Annotated in this window: 16 protein-coding genes, 1 tRNA gene and 1 pseudogene; 5 read left to right on the top strand and 13 right to left on the bottom strand. The window is 71.7% G+C overall.

What is annotated here, in order from left to right:
• The first annotated feature begins 209 nt into the window (after positions 1-209).
• From rsmA to KILIM_RS06255, 3 genes are all read left to right on the top strand, one after another.
• Positions 210-1067: a 16S rRNA (adenine(1518)-N(6)/adenine(1519)-N(6))-dimethyltransferase RsmA gene (rsmA, locus tag KILIM_RS06265; protein WP_006591802.1), complete on the top strand. Its 858-nt coding sequence runs from the start codon at positions 210-212 to the stop codon at positions 1065-1067.
• Positions 1068-1121: 54 nt separating this feature from the next.
• Positions 1122-2171, top strand: a complete 1050-nt coding sequence (locus tag KILIM_RS06260) for a 4-(cytidine 5'-diphospho)-2-C-methyl-D-erythritol kinase (protein ID WP_040562432.1) — start codon at positions 1122-1124, stop codon at positions 2169-2171.
• A 285-nt stretch (positions 2172-2456) separates the two neighbouring features.
• On the top strand, positions 2457-4256 hold the full coding sequence (locus tag KILIM_RS06255; RefSeq protein WP_006591800.1) for an ABC-F family ATP-binding cassette domain-containing protein: 1800 nt from the start codon (positions 2457-2459) through the stop codon (positions 4254-4256).
• 189 nt (positions 4257-4445) lie between these two features.
• Here the strand turns inward: KILIM_RS06255 and KILIM_RS06250 are convergent, their stop codons facing one another.
• On the bottom strand, positions 4446-5003 hold the full coding sequence (locus KILIM_RS06250) for a MarR family winged helix-turn-helix transcriptional regulator (protein WP_006591799.1): 558 nt from the start codon (positions 5001-5003) through the stop codon (positions 4446-4448).
• A 96-nt stretch (positions 5004-5099) separates the two neighbouring features.
• On the opposite strand from KILIM_RS06250, the gene KILIM_RS06245 reads away from it, so the two are divergent.
• Positions 5100-5960 (top strand): methyltransferase domain-containing protein, encoded by an 861-nt coding sequence (locus KILIM_RS06245; RefSeq protein WP_040562431.1) that lies wholly within the window; start codon positions 5100-5102, stop codon positions 5958-5960.
• Positions 5961-5980: 20 nt separating this feature from the next.
• Here the strand turns inward: KILIM_RS06245 and KILIM_RS06240 are convergent, their stop codons facing one another.
• The 12 genes from KILIM_RS06240 to KILIM_RS06185 form a co-directional block, all read right to left on the bottom strand.
• Entirely contained in the window at positions 5981-6787 is an 807-nt protein-coding gene (locus KILIM_RS06240) for an IclR family transcriptional regulator domain-containing protein (protein ID WP_051988664.1), read from the bottom strand.
• An 8-nt stretch (positions 6788-6795) separates the two neighbouring features.
• On the bottom strand, positions 6796-7458 hold the full coding sequence (locus KILIM_RS06235) for a CoA-transferase (RefSeq protein ID WP_006591796.1): 663 nt from the start codon (positions 7456-7458) through the stop codon (positions 6796-6798).
• Between the two features lie 10 nt (positions 7459-7468).
• The gene (locus KILIM_RS06230) at positions 7469-8155 is read right to left on the bottom strand and encodes a 3-oxoacid CoA-transferase subunit A (protein ID WP_006591795.1); all 687 of its coding nucleotides are present in this window, start codon (positions 8153-8155) and stop codon (positions 7469-7471) included.
• A complete protein-coding gene (locus KILIM_RS06225) occupies positions 8152-9360 on the bottom strand; it encodes a thiolase family protein (protein ID WP_006591794.1) in 1209 nt (402 codons plus the stop codon). Before KILIM_RS06225 ends, KILIM_RS06230 begins: the two co-directional genes overlap by 4 nt.
• 9 nt (positions 9361-9369) lie before the next feature.
• Complete coding sequence (gene pcaDC / locus KILIM_RS25335; RefSeq protein ID WP_006591793.1) at positions 9370-10704, bottom strand: bifunctional 3-oxoadipate enol-lactonase/4-carboxymuconolactone decarboxylase PcaDC; 1335 nt, start codon at positions 10702-10704, stop codon at positions 9370-9372.
• A gap of 68 nt (positions 10705-10772) precedes the next feature.
• A complete protein-coding gene (locus tag KILIM_RS06215) occupies positions 10773-12086 on the bottom strand; it encodes a lyase family protein (RefSeq protein ID WP_006591792.1) in 1314 nt (437 codons plus the stop codon).
• Positions 12083-12721, bottom strand: a complete 639-nt coding sequence (gene pcaG / locus KILIM_RS06210; protein WP_006591791.1) for a protocatechuate 3,4-dioxygenase subunit alpha — start codon at positions 12719-12721, stop codon at positions 12083-12085. The genes KILIM_RS06215 and pcaG overlap by 4 nt, the downstream gene beginning before the upstream one ends.
• Positions 12721-13581, bottom strand: a complete 861-nt coding sequence (gene pcaH, locus KILIM_RS06205; RefSeq protein ID WP_006591790.1) for a protocatechuate 3,4-dioxygenase subunit beta — start codon at positions 13579-13581, stop codon at positions 12721-12723. The genes pcaG and pcaH overlap by 1 nt, the downstream gene beginning before the upstream one ends.
• A gap of 58 nt (positions 13582-13639) precedes the next feature.
• Entirely contained in the window at positions 13640-15493 is a 1854-nt protein-coding gene (locus tag KILIM_RS06200) for a bifunctional sugar phosphate isomerase/epimerase/4-hydroxyphenylpyruvate dioxygenase family protein (protein ID WP_006591789.1), read from the bottom strand.
• Positions 15494-15496: 3 nt separating this feature from the next.
• Positions 15497-16369, bottom strand: a complete 873-nt coding sequence (locus KILIM_RS06195) for a shikimate dehydrogenase (protein ID WP_006591788.1) — start codon at positions 16367-16369, stop codon at positions 15497-15499.
• A 134-nt stretch (positions 16370-16503) separates the two neighbouring features.
• Complete coding sequence (locus KILIM_RS06190; protein ID WP_051988663.1) at positions 16504-17115, bottom strand: TetR/AcrR family transcriptional regulator; 612 nt, start codon at positions 17113-17115, stop codon at positions 16504-16506.
• Positions 17116-17191: 76 nt separating this feature from the next.
• Positions 17192-17273, bottom strand: a tRNA-Gln gene (locus KILIM_RS06185).
• Between the two features lie 171 nt (positions 17274-17444).
• Here KILIM_RS06185 and KILIM_RS24910 point away from each other — a divergent pair.
• A pseudogene (locus KILIM_RS24910) lies at positions 17445-17691 on the top strand (hypothetical protein); the annotation flags it as partial.

Here is a 17691-nt window from a genome sequence, read left to right as displayed (position 1 = left end):
GCCAGCTGCCCTTGATGCCCGCCCCATTCCGGGCGGCGCGCAGGGCCGAGTTGTCAGTTTTGGGGACGAGTTGTCGGTAATTCGTGACCATTGGGGCGTAAAAGTGACGACTCGGCGGCACGAAAGTGGCGACTCGCCTGCGAAAGTGACCACTCGCCCGCACACGTGGCGGCGGCGGGCGGCGCGGGCGGGGCGCGTAGGGTTCGAGGATGGAGTTGCTGGGGGCCGCGCGCGTGCGTGAGCTGGCCGATCGGCTGGGACTGCGGCCGACCAAGACGTGGGGGCAGAACTTCGTCATCGACGCCAACACGGTGCGCCGGATCGTGCGGACCGCGCAGGTGGGGCCGCATGACGATGTCGTGGAGGTCGGGCCCGGGCTGGGGTCCCTGACCCTGCCGCTGCTGGAGGCGGCGCGCACCGTCACCGCCGTGGAGGTCGACCCGCTGCTCGCCGGGCAGCTACCGCTGACCGTGACGGAGCTAGCGCCCGACCTCGCCGACCGGCTGCACATCCTGCACGCCGATGCTCTGACGGTGCGCGAGCTGCCGGTAGCGCCCACTGCCCTTGTGGCAAATCTTCCGTACAACGTGTCGGTGCCGGTGATCCTGTCCTTCCTGGCCCGGTTCGCCAGCCTGCAGCGGGTGCTCGTCATGGTGCAGCTGGAGGTCGCGCAACGCCTGGCCGCGGCGCCGGGCAGCAAGATCTACGGTGTGCCCAGCCTCAAGGCCGCCTGGTACGGCGAGGTTCGGCTGGCCGGCACCGTCCCGCGGGCCGTGTTCTGGCCGGTACCCAACGTCGACTCCGGTCTTGTGGCACTTGTGCGGCACAACCCGCCGGAGGCGACCGCCAGCCGAGAACAGGTCTTCGCCTGCATCGACGCCGCGTTCGCCCAACGCCGCAAGACCCTGCGCGCTGCCCTGGCTGGCTGGGCCGGGGGCGCTGACCGGGCCGAACAGGCCCTGCGCGCCGCCGGCATCGATCCGCGCGCCCGCGGCGAGCAACTCGGTATCGACGAGTTCGCCCGCATCGCCGCCGCGCTGTCGCCGGCGCCGGAATCGTCCGACTAAGCCGTCGCGACGGGGGTCGTTCGGGGTTGTGAGCGGCCCGTTATGGTGGCGGCCATGACTGCTGCGGCCCGTGGAGGCGTCACCGTTCGCGTCCCCGCGAAGATCAACCTCGAATTGATCGTGGGACCGCGGCGCGCGGACGGCTACCACGACCTGTCCACGGTCTTCCACGCCGTCGGCCTGTACGACGACATCACCGTCACCCCCGCCTCGCAGTGGGCCGTCACCCTCTCCGGGCCCTACCGCCACCTGGTGCCGGAGACCGGCGACAACCTGGCGCTGAAGGCCGCGCGGCTCCTTGCCCAGCGGGCCGCCGCCGAAGCCGCTGCGGACCCCGAGCCCGCGGAGGAGGTCGAGGAGCCCAGCCGCGGACCGCTGCGCCAGGTGCCCTCCAAACCGGAGGAGCCGCAGGGAATCGGCCCGGTTCACGTCCACATCGCCAAGGAGATCCCCGTCGCCGCCGGTATGGCCGGGGGATCCGCCGACGCCGCCGCCACCCTCGTGGCCTGCGACGCTCTGTGGCAACTCAACACCGACCGCGAGGTGCTCGACGAGCTGGCCGCCGAGCTGGGCAGCGACGTCAACTTCGCCCTGACCGGCGGCACCGCCATCGGTTCCGGGCGGGGCGAGCGGGTCGCCCCCGTGCTCAGCCGCGGTCGCTACCACTGGGTGCTAGCCGTCGCCAAGGAGGGATTGTCGACCCCGGCCGTCTTCGCCGAATGCGATCGGTTGCGCGACGACCGCGGCGAACACGACATCCCTGACCCGCAACCCTCGCCGGACATGATGGCCGCCCTCCGCGGCGGCGACTCCCACGCGCTCGGCGCCGCCCTGCGCAACGACCTGCAAGAAGCCGCGCTCAGCCTGCGACCCGACCTGCAAGAGGTGCTCGACGCCGGCCTGGAGTACGGCGCCCTCGGCGGCATCGTCTCCGGCTCGGGTCCCACGCTGGCCTTCCTCGTCGACGGGCCGGAGGGGGCCCTCGACCTCGCCGTCGCGCTCACCGCTTCCGGGGTGGCCAGCGACGTCAAGCGCGCGGTGGGCCCCGCCCACGGCGCCCATGTGCTGAACGCCCCCGCCGGCACCCCCCTGGGCCGCAAGTAGCCCCTTTGGCCCCCACCCCGTCCCGCGGGTGTCGGGGGACGTAGCGACTTCTTGACGTACTCGCGACGGCGCCGAAACGGGGCCTCGCAGAAAAGCCCAGGTCACAGGCCCGGGCCAGCTGAGGCCCTGCGCGCGAGTACGTCAAGAAGTCGCTACGTCTGACGAGACGTTCCCGCTAAACCGGATCCGCTCCGACAGTGCGCCCTCTGTGGCGGTACTCGCGGCGGCGGGAGGCGGCGTGGCCGCCTGCGTGGGGGGCCGGTGGCGTCCCTAACCTGGTAGGCGATGGCACATCTATTGGGGGCCGAGGGCCTGCACCTGGAGTATCCGACGCGCGTGGTCTTCGACGACGTGACCCTCGGGATCGACGAGGGCGACCGCATCGGCATCGTCGGACGCAACGGCGACGGCAAGTCGTCGCTGCTCAACCTGCTGTCGGGGCGCCAAGATCCCGACGCCGGGCGGGTCACGCGCCGCGGCGGGGTGCGGATGGGGGTGCTCGATCAGTCCGACACCCTCGACGACGACGAGACGGTGGGGCACGCGATCGTCGGCGACCGCGTCGAGCACGAATGGGCCGGCGACCCCCAGGTGCGCGACGTCATCGGCGGCCTCGTGTCCGACCTCGCCTGGGAAGCCAAGATCGGCACGCTCTCCGGTGGCCAGCGACGCCGGGTGGCGCTCGCGGCTCTGCTCGTCGGCGACTGGGACGTCATCGCCCTCGACGAGCCGACCAACCACCTCGACGTCGAAGGCATCGCCTGGCTCGCCGGACACCTGAAGACCCGGTGGGCCAAGAACGCCGGCGGGCTGCTGCTCATCACCCACGACCGGTGGTTTCTCGACGAGGTCGTCACCAGCACGTGGGAGGTGCACGACCGGATCGTCGAACCGTTCGAGGGTGGCTACGCGGCATATGTGTTGCAGCGGGTCGAACGCGATCGGCAGGCCGCCGCGGTCGAAGCCAAGCGGCAGAACCTCATGCGCAAGGAGCTGGCGTGGCTGCGGCGCGGCGCCCCGGCGCGCACGTCCAAGCCGAAGTTCCGCATCGACGCGGCGAACGTGCTCATCGAGGACGTGCCGCCGCCCCGCGACCGCCTCGAACTCTCCCGGATGGCGGTGTCCCGGCTCGGCAAGGACGTCATCGACCTGCTCGATGCCGGGGTCTCGTTCGGTGACCACGAGGTGCTGCGGGATGTGCTCTGGCGGATCGCGCCGGGGGAGCGGACCGCCGTGCTCGGGGCCAACGGCGTCGGCAAGTCCACGCTGCTCGCGCTCATCGCGGGCACCCTGGCGCCGACCTCCGGGCGGGTCAAGCGCGGCAAGACCGTGCGGCTCGGGGTGCTCGACCAGCAGTTCACCCAGTTGGCGGAGATCGCGGCGGAGCGGGTGCGCGACGTGCTCGCCCGCACCAAGGCCGCGTACGTCGTCGACGGCAAGGAGCTGACGCCGGCCCAGCTGCTCGAGCGTCTCGGCTTCGCCCGCGAGCACCTTGCCGCCCGGGTCGGGGAGCTCTCCGGCGGGCAGAAGCGCCGGCTGCAGCTGCTGCTTGTGCTGCTCGATGAGCCGAACGTCATGATCCTCGACGAGCCGTCCAACGACGTCGACACCGACATGCTGGCCGCGATGGAAGACCTGCTGGACTCCTGGCCGGGCACTCTGATCGTCGTCTCGCACGACCGCTACCTGCTCGAACGCGCCACCGACCAGCAGTACGCCATCATCGACGGGCGACTGCGGCACATGCCCGGCGGCGTCGATGAGTACCTGCGGCTGCGGCACGCGCAGCAGGCCGGCGCCGAGCGTGCCGGGGGGAGCCCGCTGGGCCCGGGGGGCTCGGGAGGCGCCTCCGATCATCGCGTCAACGGCGCCCAGGACCGTGCCCTGCGCAAGGAGATCACCGCCATCGAGCGCAAGCTGGATCGCCTCGCCAAGAGCATCGCCGGCATCCACGACCGGATGGCCGCGCACGACCAGAGCGACTACGCCGGCCTCGGCAGCTTGAGCGCCGAGCTGCGCGCCGCCGAATCCGAGGTAGGGGAGCTGGAAGAGCGCTGGCTGGAGCTTTCGGAGTCCCTCGCCTGAGCCCTGCTGGCGCTACGAAGCGCCCGGGCCGGCATGTGCCGCGTGGACTGGGCAAGCGCCGACCCGACTGGGCAATAGCTGGCCCGACTGGGCAACGACTCGAGCAGTTGCCCAGTCGGTTGCCTGTTGTCCAGTCGGTTGCCGGTTGCCCAGTCGAGCCTCAGTCCCGTCGAGTTCCGATGATGGCGGTCAGTCGGGGTGGCGCTTGTCCGAGCGCCGGTGGTCGGCGTCGGGCTCCAGCGGCGCCAACAGGAGGCGGAGGGAGTCCGCCAGGTGGGTGCGTTCGGCCTGGGGGAGGTGGGCCAGCAGGTCGTGCTCACGTTCCAGGAGGTCGTGCAGCGCGGAGTCGACGACCTCGCAGCCGGTGGCGGTCAGTCGCACCTTGACGCCCCGGCGGTCGCTGGGGTCGCGGTGTCGCTCGACGAGACCGCGCCGCTCGAGCCGATCGATGCGGTTGGTCATCGTGCCGCTCGTCGACAGGGTCTGCTGCACCAAGATGCCCGGTGACAGTTCGTACGGGGCCCCGGCCCGGCGCAGCGCCGACATCACGTCGAACTCCCACACCTCCAGGTGATGCCGCGAGAACGCCTCCTTGCGAGCGCGGTCCAGGTGCCGGGCGAACCGGCTGATGCGCGAGAGAACGTGGAGGGGCTCGACCGGCAGCTGCGGCGCCACTCGCTGCCAGGCCTGGACGATGCGGTCGACCTCGTCGTGTTCGACGGGGTGCTGCGGATCGATGGCGGCCATCCCATGAGCCTAGGCGATCAAGATGCTTGACATCGAAAGACCGGGCTGACACGCTCACAACTATCTTGATATCGAGATAAACGGAGTGTCGTGGCCATGACGTGGGATCCGGCGCAGTACGCCCGCTACGGCGACGAGCGCAGCCGCCCGTTCATCGACCTGCTCGCACGGGTCGGCCCGGAGGTTGCGCCGAGGCTCGTGGTCGACGTCGGGTGCGGCGACGGCCCGGCGACCCTGTTGCTGCCGCGCCGTTGGCCGCAGGCGCGCATCGTCGGGCTCGACAACTCCCCGCAGATGCTGACGCGGGCGCGTGACCTCGATGTCGACCGCCGGGTGCAATGGGTGCAGGGGGATCTCGCAACCTGGGACGCGGCCGGCTTCGCGACCGAGGGCGGGAGCGGCGGCCCGGCCGGCGGGCCTGGGTTCGGCGGCATCGATGTGCTCGTCACCAACGCCGCGCTCCAGTGGGTTCCGGGGCATCGAGAGCTGCTGCCGAGGTGGGCGCGGGCGTTGGCACCCGGCGGGGTGCTCGCGCTGCAAGTGCCGCACAATTTCGGCGCGCCCTCGCACGCGTTGATGCGCGAGGTGGCCGCCGGGCATCGACGTGCCGACGAGTTGCTGCCGCCCCTGCAGCGCGCCGCCGCGTCGGCGACCGCCCCCGAGTACCTGGAGATCCTCGCCGCGGCGGGCTTGACCGTCGACGCCTGGACGACGACCTACGTCCACGTGCTCCCCGCCGACATCCCCGATACAGCACACAAGAGTGTGCATCCGGTGCTGAGTTGGGTGCGAGCGACGGCCCTACGACCGGTGCTGGCGGTGCTCACCGACGACAGCGAGCGCGAGGCATTTCTCGCGGAGTACGAGGCCGCCCTGCACGAGGCCTACCCCGTGCGCGACGGCCGCGTGCTGCTGGAGTTCGAGCGGGTCTTCGCCGTCGGTCACAAAGCCACCTGAATCGGCACGACCCGGGCCGCTCAGCGCCCCTGCGCGCGCAGGTCGCCCTCGATCTTGGCGGCGGTCTCGAGCAGCGGCTCGAGCAGTTGCTCGACGGACTGCCCGTGCGGGGTCAGCACGCCGGTGGAGACGTTGACCGCCGCCACCACCCGACCGGCTCCGTCCCGAATAGGGGCGGCGATGGAGCGCAGCCCCAACTCCAGCTCCTGATCGACGACGGCGTACCCCTGGTCGCGGATGCGGCCCAGCTCGGCGCGCAGCTGCGCGGGGTCGGTGAGGGTGCCCGAGGTGATCGACACCAGCGGCACCCGCTCGAGGTAGGCCTGCAGCGCGGGCTCGTCGAAGTCGGCCAGCAGCACCCGCCCCATCGACGTGGCGTAGGCGGGAAATCGGGTGCCGACGCGGATCGCCACCGTCATGATCCGCCGCGTCGCCTGCCGCGCGACATACGTGATGTCGTCACCGTCGAGCACGGCCACGGAGGTCGACTCCTGCAGCTGCCGCGAAAGCTCGGTGAGGTGCGGCTGGGCGACATCGGGTAGCGACTGGCTGGAGAGGTAGGCGAACCCCAAGCGCATGACCTGCGGCGTCAACGCGAACTCGCGCCCGTCGCTGCGCACGTACCCCAGGTGCTCCAGCGTCAGCAGGAACCGTCGGGCGGTCGCCCGCGACAGGCCGGTGCGCCGCGCGACCTCGGACAGGGTCATCTGCGGGTTGTCCGCGTCGAACGCGGCGATGACGGCCAGCCCGCGGGCCAGCGACTGCACGTAACCGCCGGCTCCGGCCTCCAGCTCGCCGGGCTCCCCGGCCTCTCGCGTCTGCCCCATGTCCGTCGTCACGCCACCGCGGTCAGCGGCATTCCCATCCGCTGCGCCAGGTCGTCGGCGTCGACTCCGAAGGTCTCGCGCACGGCGACCTGGCCGTCGCCCAGCACGAACACGGCATCTGGGGTGTAGACGCGGGTCACGCAGTTCACCCCGGTCGCGGGAAAGGTCAGCTCGTCGACGAGCTTGCACGTGCCGTCCTTGGCGAACAGCGTCATCATCACCCACGTCTCCTTCGCACCGATCGCCAGATCCATGGCGCCCCCGACGGCGGGGATCGCGTCCGGCGCGCCGGTCGACCAGTTCGCCAGATCTCCACCGACCGACACCTGGAACGCCCCGAGCACACACACGTCGAGGTGCCCACCACGCATCATCGCGAACGAGTCGGCGTGGTGGAAGTAGGCCGCGCCGGGCAACTCGGTGACCGGCACCTTGCCGGCGTTGATGAGGTCGGGGTCGACGTCCTCGCCGTGGGCTTCCGGGCCCATGCCGAGCATGCCGTTCTCGGTGTGCAGCGTCACGCGCTGCTGCGGGCTCAGGTAGTTGGAGACGGTCGTCGGCTGCCCGATGCCCAGGTTGACGAAGGAGCCTTCCCTGATGTCGCCGGCCACGAGGGCAGCCAGGTCGTTCTTGTTCAGCGGCGCGTCGGCGCGCCGGATGCTCTCGGTCATTGCGGGCTCCTCAGGCGCTGGCGGGGGTCGCGGGATGGGGCACCGTCACGACGGTGTCGACGTAGATGTACGGGGTCACGACGATCTCGGGATCGATCGACCCGACCGGCACGACCTCGCTGACCTGCACGATCGCGTGGGCGGCGGCCGTGCACATGATCGGGCCGAAGTTGCGGGCGGTCTTGCGATAGATGAGGTTGCCCAGCTCGTCCGCCCGCAACGCCTTGACCAGCGCCACGTCGGCGACCAGCGGCGCCTCCAGGACGTAGCCGCGCCCGTCGATGACGCGGGTCTCCTTACCCTCGGCCAGCGCGGTGCCGTAACCGGTCGGGGTGAAGAAGCCGCCGATCCCGGCGCCGCCGGCACGGATGCGTTCGGCCAGCGTGCCCTGCGGCACCAGCTCCAGTTCGACCTGCCCGGAGCGGTAGGCGGCGTCGAAGATCTGGCTGTCGTGCTGCCGCGGGAAGCTGCAGATCATCTTGGCGACCTTGCCGGCGCCGATGAGGGCGGCCAGCCCGGTGGTGCCGTTGCCGGCGTTGTTGTTCACGACGGTCAGCCCGGAGACGTCGCGCGCCATGAGGGCCTCGATGAGTTCGACGGGCTGCCCGGCGGCGCCGAAGCCGCCGATGAGTACGGTGTCGCCGTCGCGGACACACTCCACGGCCTGGGCGGTCGATTCGACGAAGGTGGTGCTCATGCTGCCCTCCCGGCGACGTTCTCCAGGACGACGGCCAGACCTTGGCCGACGCCGATACAGATGGCGGCGACTCCGTAGCGGCCGCCTTCGGCCTGCAGTCGCCGCGCCAGGGTGCCCAGAACGCGGCCCCCGGAGGCGCCGAGCGGGTGACCGATGGCGACGGCCCCGCCCCACGCGTTGACCTTCTCGGGATCGACGTCCCAGGCGGCCAGGCAGGCCAGCGACTGCGCCGCGAACGCCTCGTTGAGCTCGACGGCGTCCACGTCGCTCCAGGCGATGCCGGCGCGACGAAGGGCCAGGTTGGCGGCCTCGACGGGGGCGTACCCGAAGTACTGCGGCTCGTTGCCGGCGGCGGCGCGGCCCGCGATCCGGGCCAGCGGGTCGGCGCCGAGCAACTGCCCACCGCGTTCGCTGCCGAGCCAGAGCGCCGACGCGCCGTCACTGAGCGGAGAGGAGTTGCCGGCGGTCACGGTGCCGCCCTCGGCGCGGAACACCGGCTTGAGCCCGGAGAGGGTGTCGGCGGTGCTGTCGGCCCGCACCCCCTCGTCGCGGGTCAGCGGTTCGCCCCGGCGCGGCGCCGGGCCGGGCACGACGAGGTCGTCGTAGCGCCCCGCGTCCCACGCCGCGGCGGCGAGCTGGTGGGAGCGGGCGGCGAACTCGTCCTGCTGCTCGCGGGTCACGCCGTACTTCTCGCGGAGCTGCTCGGTCGCTTCACCGAGGGAGACGGTCCACTCCTTAGGCATCTTCGGGTTGACCAGGCGCCATCCCAGCGCGGTGTTCGCGGCCTCGAGATTGCCTGCGGGATAGGGACGCTCGGTCTTAGGCAGCACCCAGGGGGCCCGGCTCATCGACTCCACCCCACCGACGAGCACGACGTCGGCGTCGCCGACGGCGATCTGTCGAGAGGCGATCATCGCGGCGTCCAGGCTCGACCCGCACAGGCGGTTGACGGTGACGCCGGGGACGCTGACCGGCAGCCCGGCGAGCAGCACGGCCATCCGGGCGACATTCCGGTTTTCCTCACCGGCGCCGTTGGCGTTGCCGAAGACGACCTCGTCGATCGCCTCCGGGTCGAGGGTGGGCATGCGGTCCATGCTGGCGCGCACGATGTGGGCGGCCAGGTCGTCGGGGCGGATGCCGGCGAGCGCGCCGCCGAACTTGCCGAACGGGATGCGCACGGCGTCGTAGACGTAGGCGTCGGTCATCGGTTCTCCTCAGTTCTGCTCAGGGGTGGAGGTGCGGGCGTCGTCGGCGAGGACCTCGCGGGCGACGGCGAAGGCGGTGTTGGCGCTGGGCACCGAGCAGTAGATGGCGCTCTGCAGCAGCACCTCGACGATCTGCTCGCGGGTCATGCCGTTGCGCAGGGCGGAGCGCAAGTGCATGGCCAGCTCTTCGCGGTGGCCGCCGGCGATCATGGCGGTGATCGTGATGGCGCTGCGCGTGACGCGGTCCAGGCCGGGGCGGGTCCAGATGGAGCCCCAGGCGTAGCGGGTGATGAACTCCTGGAAGTCGCGCGTGATGTCGTCGATCGAGGCGTTCGCCCGGTCGACGTGCTCGTCGCCGAGCACCTCGCGCCGCACCGCCATCCCGCCGTCATAGAGCTGCGCCAGCGTCGCGGTGGGCACAGCGGCCCCGCACCGCGACACCCCCAGCGCGCCCGACGCCGCCATCGCTGCATCGGAGGCGGTGTCGTGGGGCGAGCGGTCGGCGACGGCTCCCTCGTCGGCTGGGTCGGGGCCGGCGCCCAACCCCAGCAGCTCGGCCAGCGCGACGGCGGTCACCTGCGGGTCTTCGGCGGGCGCCAGGTGCGCCACGCCGTTTGCGGTCAGCCGGCGGCCGTCGCGCACCGCGCCGGCCACCTGCGCGGCGAGGGCGGGCGGGGCGACCGCGTCGAGTTCACCGGCGATCGCCAGTAGCGGGTCGGTGATGCCGGGCAGCCGGGCGGTCACGTCGTGCCCGGCCAGCGCCTCGCAGCACAGGGCGTACGACTCGTCGTCGGCGTGCGTCAGGCTCGTCAGCAGCCGGCCGCCGAGCGTGGCCTCGCGGTCGAGCCAGCCGGGGGCGAACCACCGGCCCGCGGAGGCGGTGACCAGGCTGGCCGTCCCCTGCGCCCGCACCGCCGCGGCCCGCTCGCGCCAGCCGTCCGGGGTGCCGAGCGCCGGGCCGGAGCAGATCACGGCGATGCCCGCGAACAGCCCCGGATGCCGCAGCCCGAGTTCGAGTCCGACGGCCCCGCCGAGGGAGACACCGGCGTAGTAGCGGTCGGCCGGTGCCCCGATGCCGTGGGCCAGGCGGGCGACCGCGTCGGCCAAATCGGCCACGCCGAAGGCTTCCGTGGCCGCGGGGGAACGACCGTGGCCCGGCAGATCCCAGGCCACGAGGTGCACGCGGTCGCCCAGCAGCGGCACGACCCGCTCCCACAGCACGAGGGCGTCGGTGCCCAGCGAGGCGCCGAGCAGCAGCAGCGGCTTGGGGTTGGCGGGGGTGCCGGGGTCGCTGAGCTGGGTGGCGGTCAGCCGGGGGCCGGCGGTTTCGCGAGAGTCGGGCATCGCTCGTTCCTGGTCAGAAGGCGGTCAGAAGGCGGTCAGAAGGCGGTCGGGAGGAGGAGTGGAGGGGGCTAGGCGCCGGCTGCGTCGGAGCGGGCGGCGGGTCGGCGCTGCGCGTCGGCGGCCAGCAGCGCGTCGATGAACTCGCGCGTCTCGCCGAGGTAGCCACAGGGGTCGAGCTGGGCCGGGTCGGCGCCGGTGATCTTGGCCCACTCGGCGAGCACCGCCGGGGTGGAGGCGGCCAGGTTGCGCCGCATCGCTGCGGCGTCGACGTGCAGGCCGGCGGTCAGCTCGGCGAGGATCGCCGCGACGCCGCCGGTGAGTCGCAGCAGCTCGCGCAGCGCGGACCATTCGGCGTGCCAGGCGCCGTCGGGGCGCTCGTCGGCGGCCAGCCCGGCGGCGGTGGTGATCGTCGCGAGAAGCCCGGGGCCGGTGAGCGCCGCCGAGCGGATCGTCACCGACAGCACCGGATTGCGTTTGTGCGGCATCGCGGACGAGCCGCCGCGGCCCGGGCCGGTCGGCTCGGCCAGTTCGCCGATCTCGTTGCGGGAGCCGGTGACGACGTCGGTGGCGATCGTGCCGGCGGCGGCCAGGACTCCGGTCAGGGCGCCGGCCAGCCCGGTGATCGGGGTGCGGGTCGTGTGCCAGCCGGCGCTGTCGCGCAGCCCGAGCCGGTCGGCCAGCTCCGCGCGCAACCGCGCCGCCTGCCCGCCTGGGTGCCCCGCCGACGTGGTCAGTCCAGCGCGATCCAGGTAAGCCGTCAGCGCAGCTCCGGTGCCGGCAGCGCCGACCCACTGCAGCGGCAGCTGCGCCCGCATCGCCGACAGCGCCGCCGTGGCCTGGGAGAGGCCGTCGAGCCAGCGCGCGGCCCGCAACCCGAACGTGTACGGCAGCGCGTGCTGCCCCAGGGAGCGGGCGACGCACAGCGTTTCCCGGTTCGTGCGGGCCAGTTCGGCCAGCGCGTCGCACGCCGCGTCGAGCCGCGGCAGGGCGTCGTCGAGCACGCGGCCGGCGGTCAGCATGAGCGCCGAGTCGAGCACGTCCTGGCTGGTCGCTCCCAGGTGCACGATGCCCACCTGCGGGCTGTCGGCCAGGGCCACGCGCAGGTCCGCCAGCAGCGGGATCAGCGGGTTGCCCCCGTGCGGGGTGCGTTCCGCGATCCCGGCCAGGTCGTAACTAGCCGCCGCCCACACGCCCTCCGGCGAAACGTCCTCCGACGGGCCGTACGAGGCTCCCAGCCCACCGCGGCGGCACACGTCGACCCAGGCGCGCTCGACATCGAGCATCGCCTGCAGCACGGCGGTGTCGTCGCACAGGCGTGCCGCGGCGCTACCCGCCCACGCGGGGGCGAGCAGACCGAGGTCGCCGGGCCGGGCCGAGGTCATCGCTGATCCGACCCCTGCGCACCGTTGCCGGTCGCACCCTCGCCAGCGGCGTCGTCGGCCCAGTAGTCGAGGAAGACGGTCTCGCCGTCGCCCTGCAGTCGCAGGTCCCAGCGCAGCGCCCCACCCGGTTCACGAGTGGCGATGAGCGTGGCGCGCTCCTCCTCCGACAGCGACGACAGCAAAGGATCGTTGGCGTGTGCCGTGGCGTCCTCGGGCAGGTAGACCCGGGTGTGCAGCTTGTCGAGCAGGCCGCGGGCGAAGACGAGGACGCTGAAGAAGCGCGCCGACCCCTCCTGCACGTGGCCCGGCTCGAGGGTCGTGAACGTGTAGCCGCCGACATTGTCGGTGCCGGCGCGGCCCCATCCGGTGAACGTGTGACCGTCCCGAATCAAAGAACCCTGTGTGGTTGGGACGCTGCCGACCCCGTCGGCCTGCCACAGCTCGAGCATCGCGTCGGGGATCGGCTGGCCGGTGCCGTCGTACACCGTGCCGTACAGGCGCACGGAGCCCAGCGAGCCCGGCGGCACCAGGTGCTGGCTGTCGCGGAACGGCAGAGCGAACCCGAAGAACGGGCCCACGGTCTGGCCAGGGGTGGGGGTGAGGTCAGGGGTCAGATCGGCGTCGTGCTGGCTCATCAGTGCTCTCCGTCCGCGCCGGGTGCGCCGGCGATGGTGTCGGACTCCAACAGCGTGCGGTGGGCGCCGGTGAGCACGATGTCCCACCGGTAGCCCGTGCACCATTCGTGCTGGGTGACGTCGTGGTCGTAGGTCGCGACGAGGCGGTCGCGGGCGCGCTGGTCGACGATCGACTGGTAGATCGGATCGAGCGCGAACAGCGGGTCTCCGGGGAAGTACATCTGGGTGATCATCCGCTGGGTTAAGTCGGTGCCGAACAGCGAAAAGTGGATGTGCGCCGGGCGCCACGCGTTGTGGTGGTTCTTCCACGGGTAGGGCCCCGGGCGGATAGTCGTGAAGGAGTACGAGCCGTCGTCGCCGGTGAGGGTGCGACCGACGCCGGTGAAGAACGGGTCCAGCGGAGCGGGGTGCTGGTCGCGCTTGTGCACGTAGCGGCCCGCGGCGTTGGCCTGCCAGATCTCCACGAGTTGGCCGCGCACGGGCCGCCCGTCGCCGTCGAGCACCCGGCCGGTCACGATGATCCGCTCACCGAGCGGCTCGCCGCCGTCCAGGATCGTCAGGTCCGCCTCCAGAGGGGAGACGTCGCGGTGCCCGAACGCGGGCGAATACAGCTCGATCGTCTCGGGGTCGACCGGCACGGGCGCCTTGGTCGGGTGCCGCAACACGCTGCTGCGGTAGGGCGCGAAGTCGACGCGGGGTCGGGTCTCCGGTGCCTTGCCGGCGTCCAGTCCGGCCCGGTAGGCGGCATGCAGCTCGTCCATCTGCGCGCTGATCTCGCGCTGGGTGCTGGTCGCCGAGTCCGACGAGGTGATGACCTTGGCATCGTCGAAATGCTCATCGGAGACGGTGTGCTCTGCCATGGCGGTCCTTTCTGGGGGAGGGGCTGGGGAGGCAAAGGGGGGTGCTCAGCGGCACCGGTCAATCCAGGAGGGTGGCCAGTTGCGCCGCGAGTCGAACGGGTGCGTTCGGGGCGCCATAGCCGTCGTAGCCGTCGGTGCGCTGGACGATCTCGAGGAAGACCTCGCCGACCGTCGGGGTGTAGAGGTGGTAGAACTCGCCCCGGTCGTCACGGTCGTAGAGCAGGTTGAGTTCACGAAGGGTGGCCAGCGTCTGCGCCGGTAGGTCGAATCGGGCGGCCAGGTCGTCGTAGTAGTTGGCGGGCACCGGCAGAAACTCCAGGCCACGGTCGCGGGCCCGCCGGGCGAGCCCGATGAGGTCGGGGCAGGAGATCGCGACGTGCTGCACCTGTCCGATGCCCGGGTGGGAGCCCACCGACTGGCGGGCCATCGGCGGCGCGACATTGAGGGCCAGCCGCACGGCGCCGTCGGCGCTGCGCATCACCTGGCTGCGCACCAGCCCGAGCGGGCTGGCCACGTCGAGCGAGGGCTGCGGGTCGAGGCTGAGCACGGCGGAGAGGAACAGCAAGCCCTCGTCCTGCCGCTGCCAGGGCTGATCGAGGTTGACGTGGTCGACGTGGCTGTCGGCGCCGTCTTCGGGCCGGGCGGCGCGGGTCGCCCGCTCATCACCGGGCTTCACGCTGAACTCGCTGGTCCAGGCGTTGGTGCGGGAGCAGAAGAAGATCTCGGTGGTGTCGGGGGCGCGCACGGCCTGCAGCACCTGCTCGTCGGCCTCGCTGCGCCGGGGCACGCTCGGAGCCCCGAGCTCGCCGGCACGGGCCGCCGAGCGCTGCGGGTCGTCGACGACGAACCCGATCGCGGCGACGACGGGTCGACCATCCTGGGTGTCGGCGTCGTTGACGACGATGCGGGCCTGCCCGAGCTCCCACAGGCGCACGGACTTGCTGCGGTGGGTGCCGGCGTAGGTGAATCCGAGTGCGGCGAGCATGTCTTCGATCCGCTCCACTCCGGCGCGGCCGCGGATCTCGACGAAATCGATGCCGGTGGGGTCTTCGACCGCAGGCAGGCGCAGCAGCGGCACGGGGGCTTCGGTGTTGCCGAGCCGGGCGGCGGCGTGCTCCTGCAGCCAGCGCAGCGAGCGCATGGCGTCGACGGCGGTGCGTCCGACGTCGGTCTGGCGGAAGGTGTCGTTGAAGACCTCGAGGGAGACGGGGCCGGTGTACCCGGCGCGCATCAGGTGGGCCAGGAAGCTCGGCAGGTCCCACGAGCCCTGGCCGGGGAAGACGCGGTGATGGCGGCTCCAGCTCAGCACGTCCATCGACAGCTGCGGGGCGTCGGCGAGCTGGACGAAGAAGATCTTCTCGGCCGGGATGTCTTCGATGCCGCGGGGGTCACCGCCGCGGGAGAGGATGTGGAAGCTGTCGAGGCACGTGCCCACGTTGGGGTGGGCGGCCCGTCGCACGAGGCGCCAGGCGTGCTCGTAGGTGTTGACGTAGCGGCCCCAGGCCAGCGCCTCGTAGGCGATGCGGGTGCCGTGCTCGGCGGCCAGTTCGCCCAGCTGGCGCAGCTGTTCGGCGGCCAACTCGTCGTCGTCGACGGTGGCGGTGGCGACATTGCTGCACACGAGCATCGTCTCGATGCCCAGGCGGCCCATGAGCTCGAACTTGTGCCGCGCCCGCCGCAGGTTGTCCGCGAACTGGTCGGGCCCGACCCCCTCGAGGTCGCGGAACGGCTGATAAAGGTCCAGGGTCAGGCCCAGGGAGTCGGCCAGCTCACGGATCTGCTCCGGTGAGCGGGGTGAGGCGATGAGGTCGGGTTCGAAGATCTCGACGCCGTCGAAGCCGGCGGCGGCGCTGGCGTGGAGTTTGGCCTCGAGGGTCCCGGACAGGCAGACGGTGGCGATGCTGGTGCGCATACTTCAGTGTCCCTGCGCGATGAGCTCGAGGAAGTGGCTTCGCATGCGTCCGGCGTCGGGAGTCAGGCCCGTCATCAGCTCGAACGCGTCGACGGCCTGACCGGTCGCCATCCAGCCGCCGTCGAGCACCGCGCAACCGCGCTCGCGGGCGCCGACGACCAACGCCGTCTGCAGCGGTCGATAGACGATGTCGGCCACCCAGTGCCGTGCGTGCAGCAGGTCGAGGTCGACGGAGGTGCCCGGGTGGTCGGCCATGCCGATCGGGGTGGCGTTGACGATGCCGCTGGCGGCCGGCACGAGGTCTGGGGCGGCGCCGACCTCGTGGGCCTGCACGGCGGCGTCGGGGAAGAAGTCGGCGAGGCGGTGGGCCTGCGCCTGCGCTCGCTCCGGGTCGACATCGACGAGGTCGAGGCGCTCGACCCCGGCCTCGAGCAGCGCGTACGAGACGGCGGCGCCCGCTCCGCCGGTGCCGAACTGGACCACGCGGGACAGGTCAGGATCGGTCAGGCCGGCGGCCAGCGCCCACCCGAAGCCGGTGACGTCGGTGTTGTACCCGAGCAGGCGACCGTCGCGCACGACGACCGTGTTGACGGCGCCCAGAGATTCGGCGCGGCCGGCCACCTCGTCGAGGGCCGAGAGCACGATCTGCTTGCAGGGGTGCGTGATGTTGAAGGCGTTGAAGCCGAGTGCGGCACCGGCGCGCACCAGGTCGGCGACGTCGGTGGCCGGCCGATTCAGCACCGTCAGGTCGATGGGGCGGTAGACGCAGCGCAGGCCGTGGTGGTCGGCCTCGGCCTCGTGCATCGCCGGCGTGAGCGAGGGCGTGACGCCGGTGCCGATGAGACCGGCCAGGTAGGACTGACTTGTCGTACTCAACGTGCCACCTCCAGATGATCCGTCGTGGATCCGTGGCACGACACTAGCGGTTGTTCGCTAGATGCACAAGTGTTCGCTAGGCGAACACTGTGGAACGGTGCCGAGTGTCGATGGGGTCGCGTCGAAGGCGCGGGTCAGCGGGTCGGGGAGGCGGTCTGCAGCGCCGGATTGCGCTCCAGGCCGGAGAGGCCGTTCCAGGCGAGGTTGACCAGGTGGGCGGCGACATCCGCCTTGTTGTACTTGCGCGAATCCAGCCACCACTGCCCGGTGAGGGCGACCATGCCGACGAGCATCTGGGCGTACATCGGGGCCGCGCGCGGGTCGAGCCGACGCCGCTTGAACTCGGCCGCGAGGATGTGCTCGACCTGACTGGCAATATCGGAGATCAGGCTGGCGAAGGAGCCGGTGGACTGCCCGGTGGGGGAGTCGCGCACGAGAATGCGGAAGCCGTCCGTCGAGCTGTCGATGTAGTCCAGCAGCGCCAAGGCCGCGAGCTCGACGAGGCCGCGCGGCCCGGTCACCTCCGTGGTCAGCGCCTCGGTGATGCCGTCGAGCAGCGTGCGGATCTCGCGGTCGACGACGACGGCGTACAGGCCTTCTTTGCCGCCGAAGTGCTCGTACACAACGGGCTTGGAGACGCCGGCCTTGGCGGCGATCTCCTCCACGGTCGTGCCCTCGAAGCCACGGTCGGCGAACAGGGTGCGCCCGATGTGGATCAGCTGTTCGCGACGCTGCTTGCCGGTCATCCGGGAGCGGCCGCCGGTGTCTCGACTCACCAGGCCATCTTGCCCCGCGCCGTGGATGCGCGCCGCGTGGGGGCGTTGGCTCCCCGGGTAGGAATCGAACCTACGTCGCTTGTCCTGATTCAAAGTCAGGCGGGCCCTGCCAGCAGACCAACCGGGGAATGGCACCAGCGGCCAGGATAATCGACGTGGCCACCGCGTCCCACGTGCCCGCGGCCACGTGCGCGGGCGGCGGGACCAACGGCCCTGCCCCCAGGACTAGATGTCACGTCACCATTGAGGGCAGGAGGCCTCTGCATCCCAGAGAGGCCGTCGAGGGAAAGGCTCTCACCATGAGCGCGACCACACGCGAGGGGCGCACCAGCCCGCAGAACCCGGGGGCGGCTGGCACGCCCGTCTATCAGGAATCGATCGTCACGCGGCCCATCGCGCGCTGGCTCCTGGCGATCAGCCGAATCGTCATCGGCTTCTATTTCTTGTGGGGATTCCTGGACAAGGCCTTCGGGCTGCGGTTCTCCACGATGCCGGAGGGGCGTTGGGAGGTCTTCGGCGGCACCGGCACCCCGGCGGCCAGCTATC

The organism is Kineosphaera limosa NBRC 100340 (assembly GCF_000298215.1).
GTDB lineage: Bacteria > Actinomycetota > Actinomycetes > Actinomycetales > Dermatophilaceae > Kineosphaera > Kineosphaera limosa.
The sequence above is the reverse complement of the archived record's forward strand: the minus strand, read 5'-3'. Positions and strand labels throughout refer to the sequence as shown.

Bases quoted from the DNA above. Each gene is read 5' to 3' on its own strand.
- rsmA (WP_006591802.1), top strand. From the start codon at position 210: ATGGAGTTGCTGGGGGCCGCGCGCGTGCGTGAGCTGGCCGATCGGCTG.
- KILIM_RS06260 (WP_040562432.1), top strand. From the start codon at position 1,122: ATGACTGCTGCGGCCCGTGGAGGCGTCACCGTTCGCGTCCCCGCGAAG.
- KILIM_RS06255 (WP_006591800.1), top strand. From the start codon at position 2,457: ATGGCACATCTATTGGGGGCCGAGGGCCTGCACCTGGAGTATCCGACG.
- KILIM_RS06250 (WP_006591799.1), bottom strand. From the start codon at position 5,003: ATGGCCGCCATCGATCCGCAGCACCCCGTCGAACACGACGAGGTCGAC.
- KILIM_RS06245 (WP_040562431.1), top strand. From the start codon at position 5,100: ATGACGTGGGATCCGGCGCAGTACGCCCGCTACGGCGACGAGCGCAGC.
- KILIM_RS06240 (WP_051988664.1), bottom strand. From the start codon at position 6,787: ATGGGGCAGACGCGAGAGGCCGGGGAGCCCGGCGAGCTGGAGGCCGGA.
- KILIM_RS06235 (WP_006591796.1), bottom strand. From the start codon at position 7,458: ATGACCGAGAGCATCCGGCGCGCCGACGCGCCGCTGAACAAGAACGAC.
- KILIM_RS06230 (WP_006591795.1), bottom strand. From the start codon at position 8,155: ATGAGCACCACCTTCGTCGAATCGACCGCCCAGGCCGTGGAGTGTGTC.
- KILIM_RS06225 (WP_006591794.1), bottom strand. From the start codon at position 9,360: ATGACCGACGCCTACGTCTACGACGCCGTGCGCATCCCGTTCGGCAAG.
- pcaDC (WP_006591793.1), bottom strand. From the start codon at position 10,704: ATGCCCGACTCTCGCGAAACCGCCGGCCCCCGGCTGACCGCCACCCAG.
- KILIM_RS06215 (WP_006591792.1), bottom strand. From the start codon at position 12,086: ATGACCTCGGCCCGGCCCGGCGACCTCGGTCTGCTCGCCCCCGCGTGG.
- pcaG (WP_006591791.1), bottom strand. From the start codon at position 12,721: ATGAGCCAGCACGACGCCGATCTGACCCCTGACCTCACCCCCACCCCT.
- pcaH (WP_006591790.1), bottom strand. From the start codon at position 13,581: ATGGCAGAGCACACCGTCTCCGATGAGCATTTCGACGATGCCAAGGTC.
- KILIM_RS06200 (WP_006591789.1), bottom strand. From the start codon at position 15,493: ATGCGCACCAGCATCGCCACCGTCTGCCTGTCCGGGACCCTCGAGGCC.
- KILIM_RS06190 (WP_051988663.1), bottom strand. From the start codon at position 17,115: ATGACCGGCAAGCAGCGTCGCGAACAGCTGATCCACATCGGGCGCACC.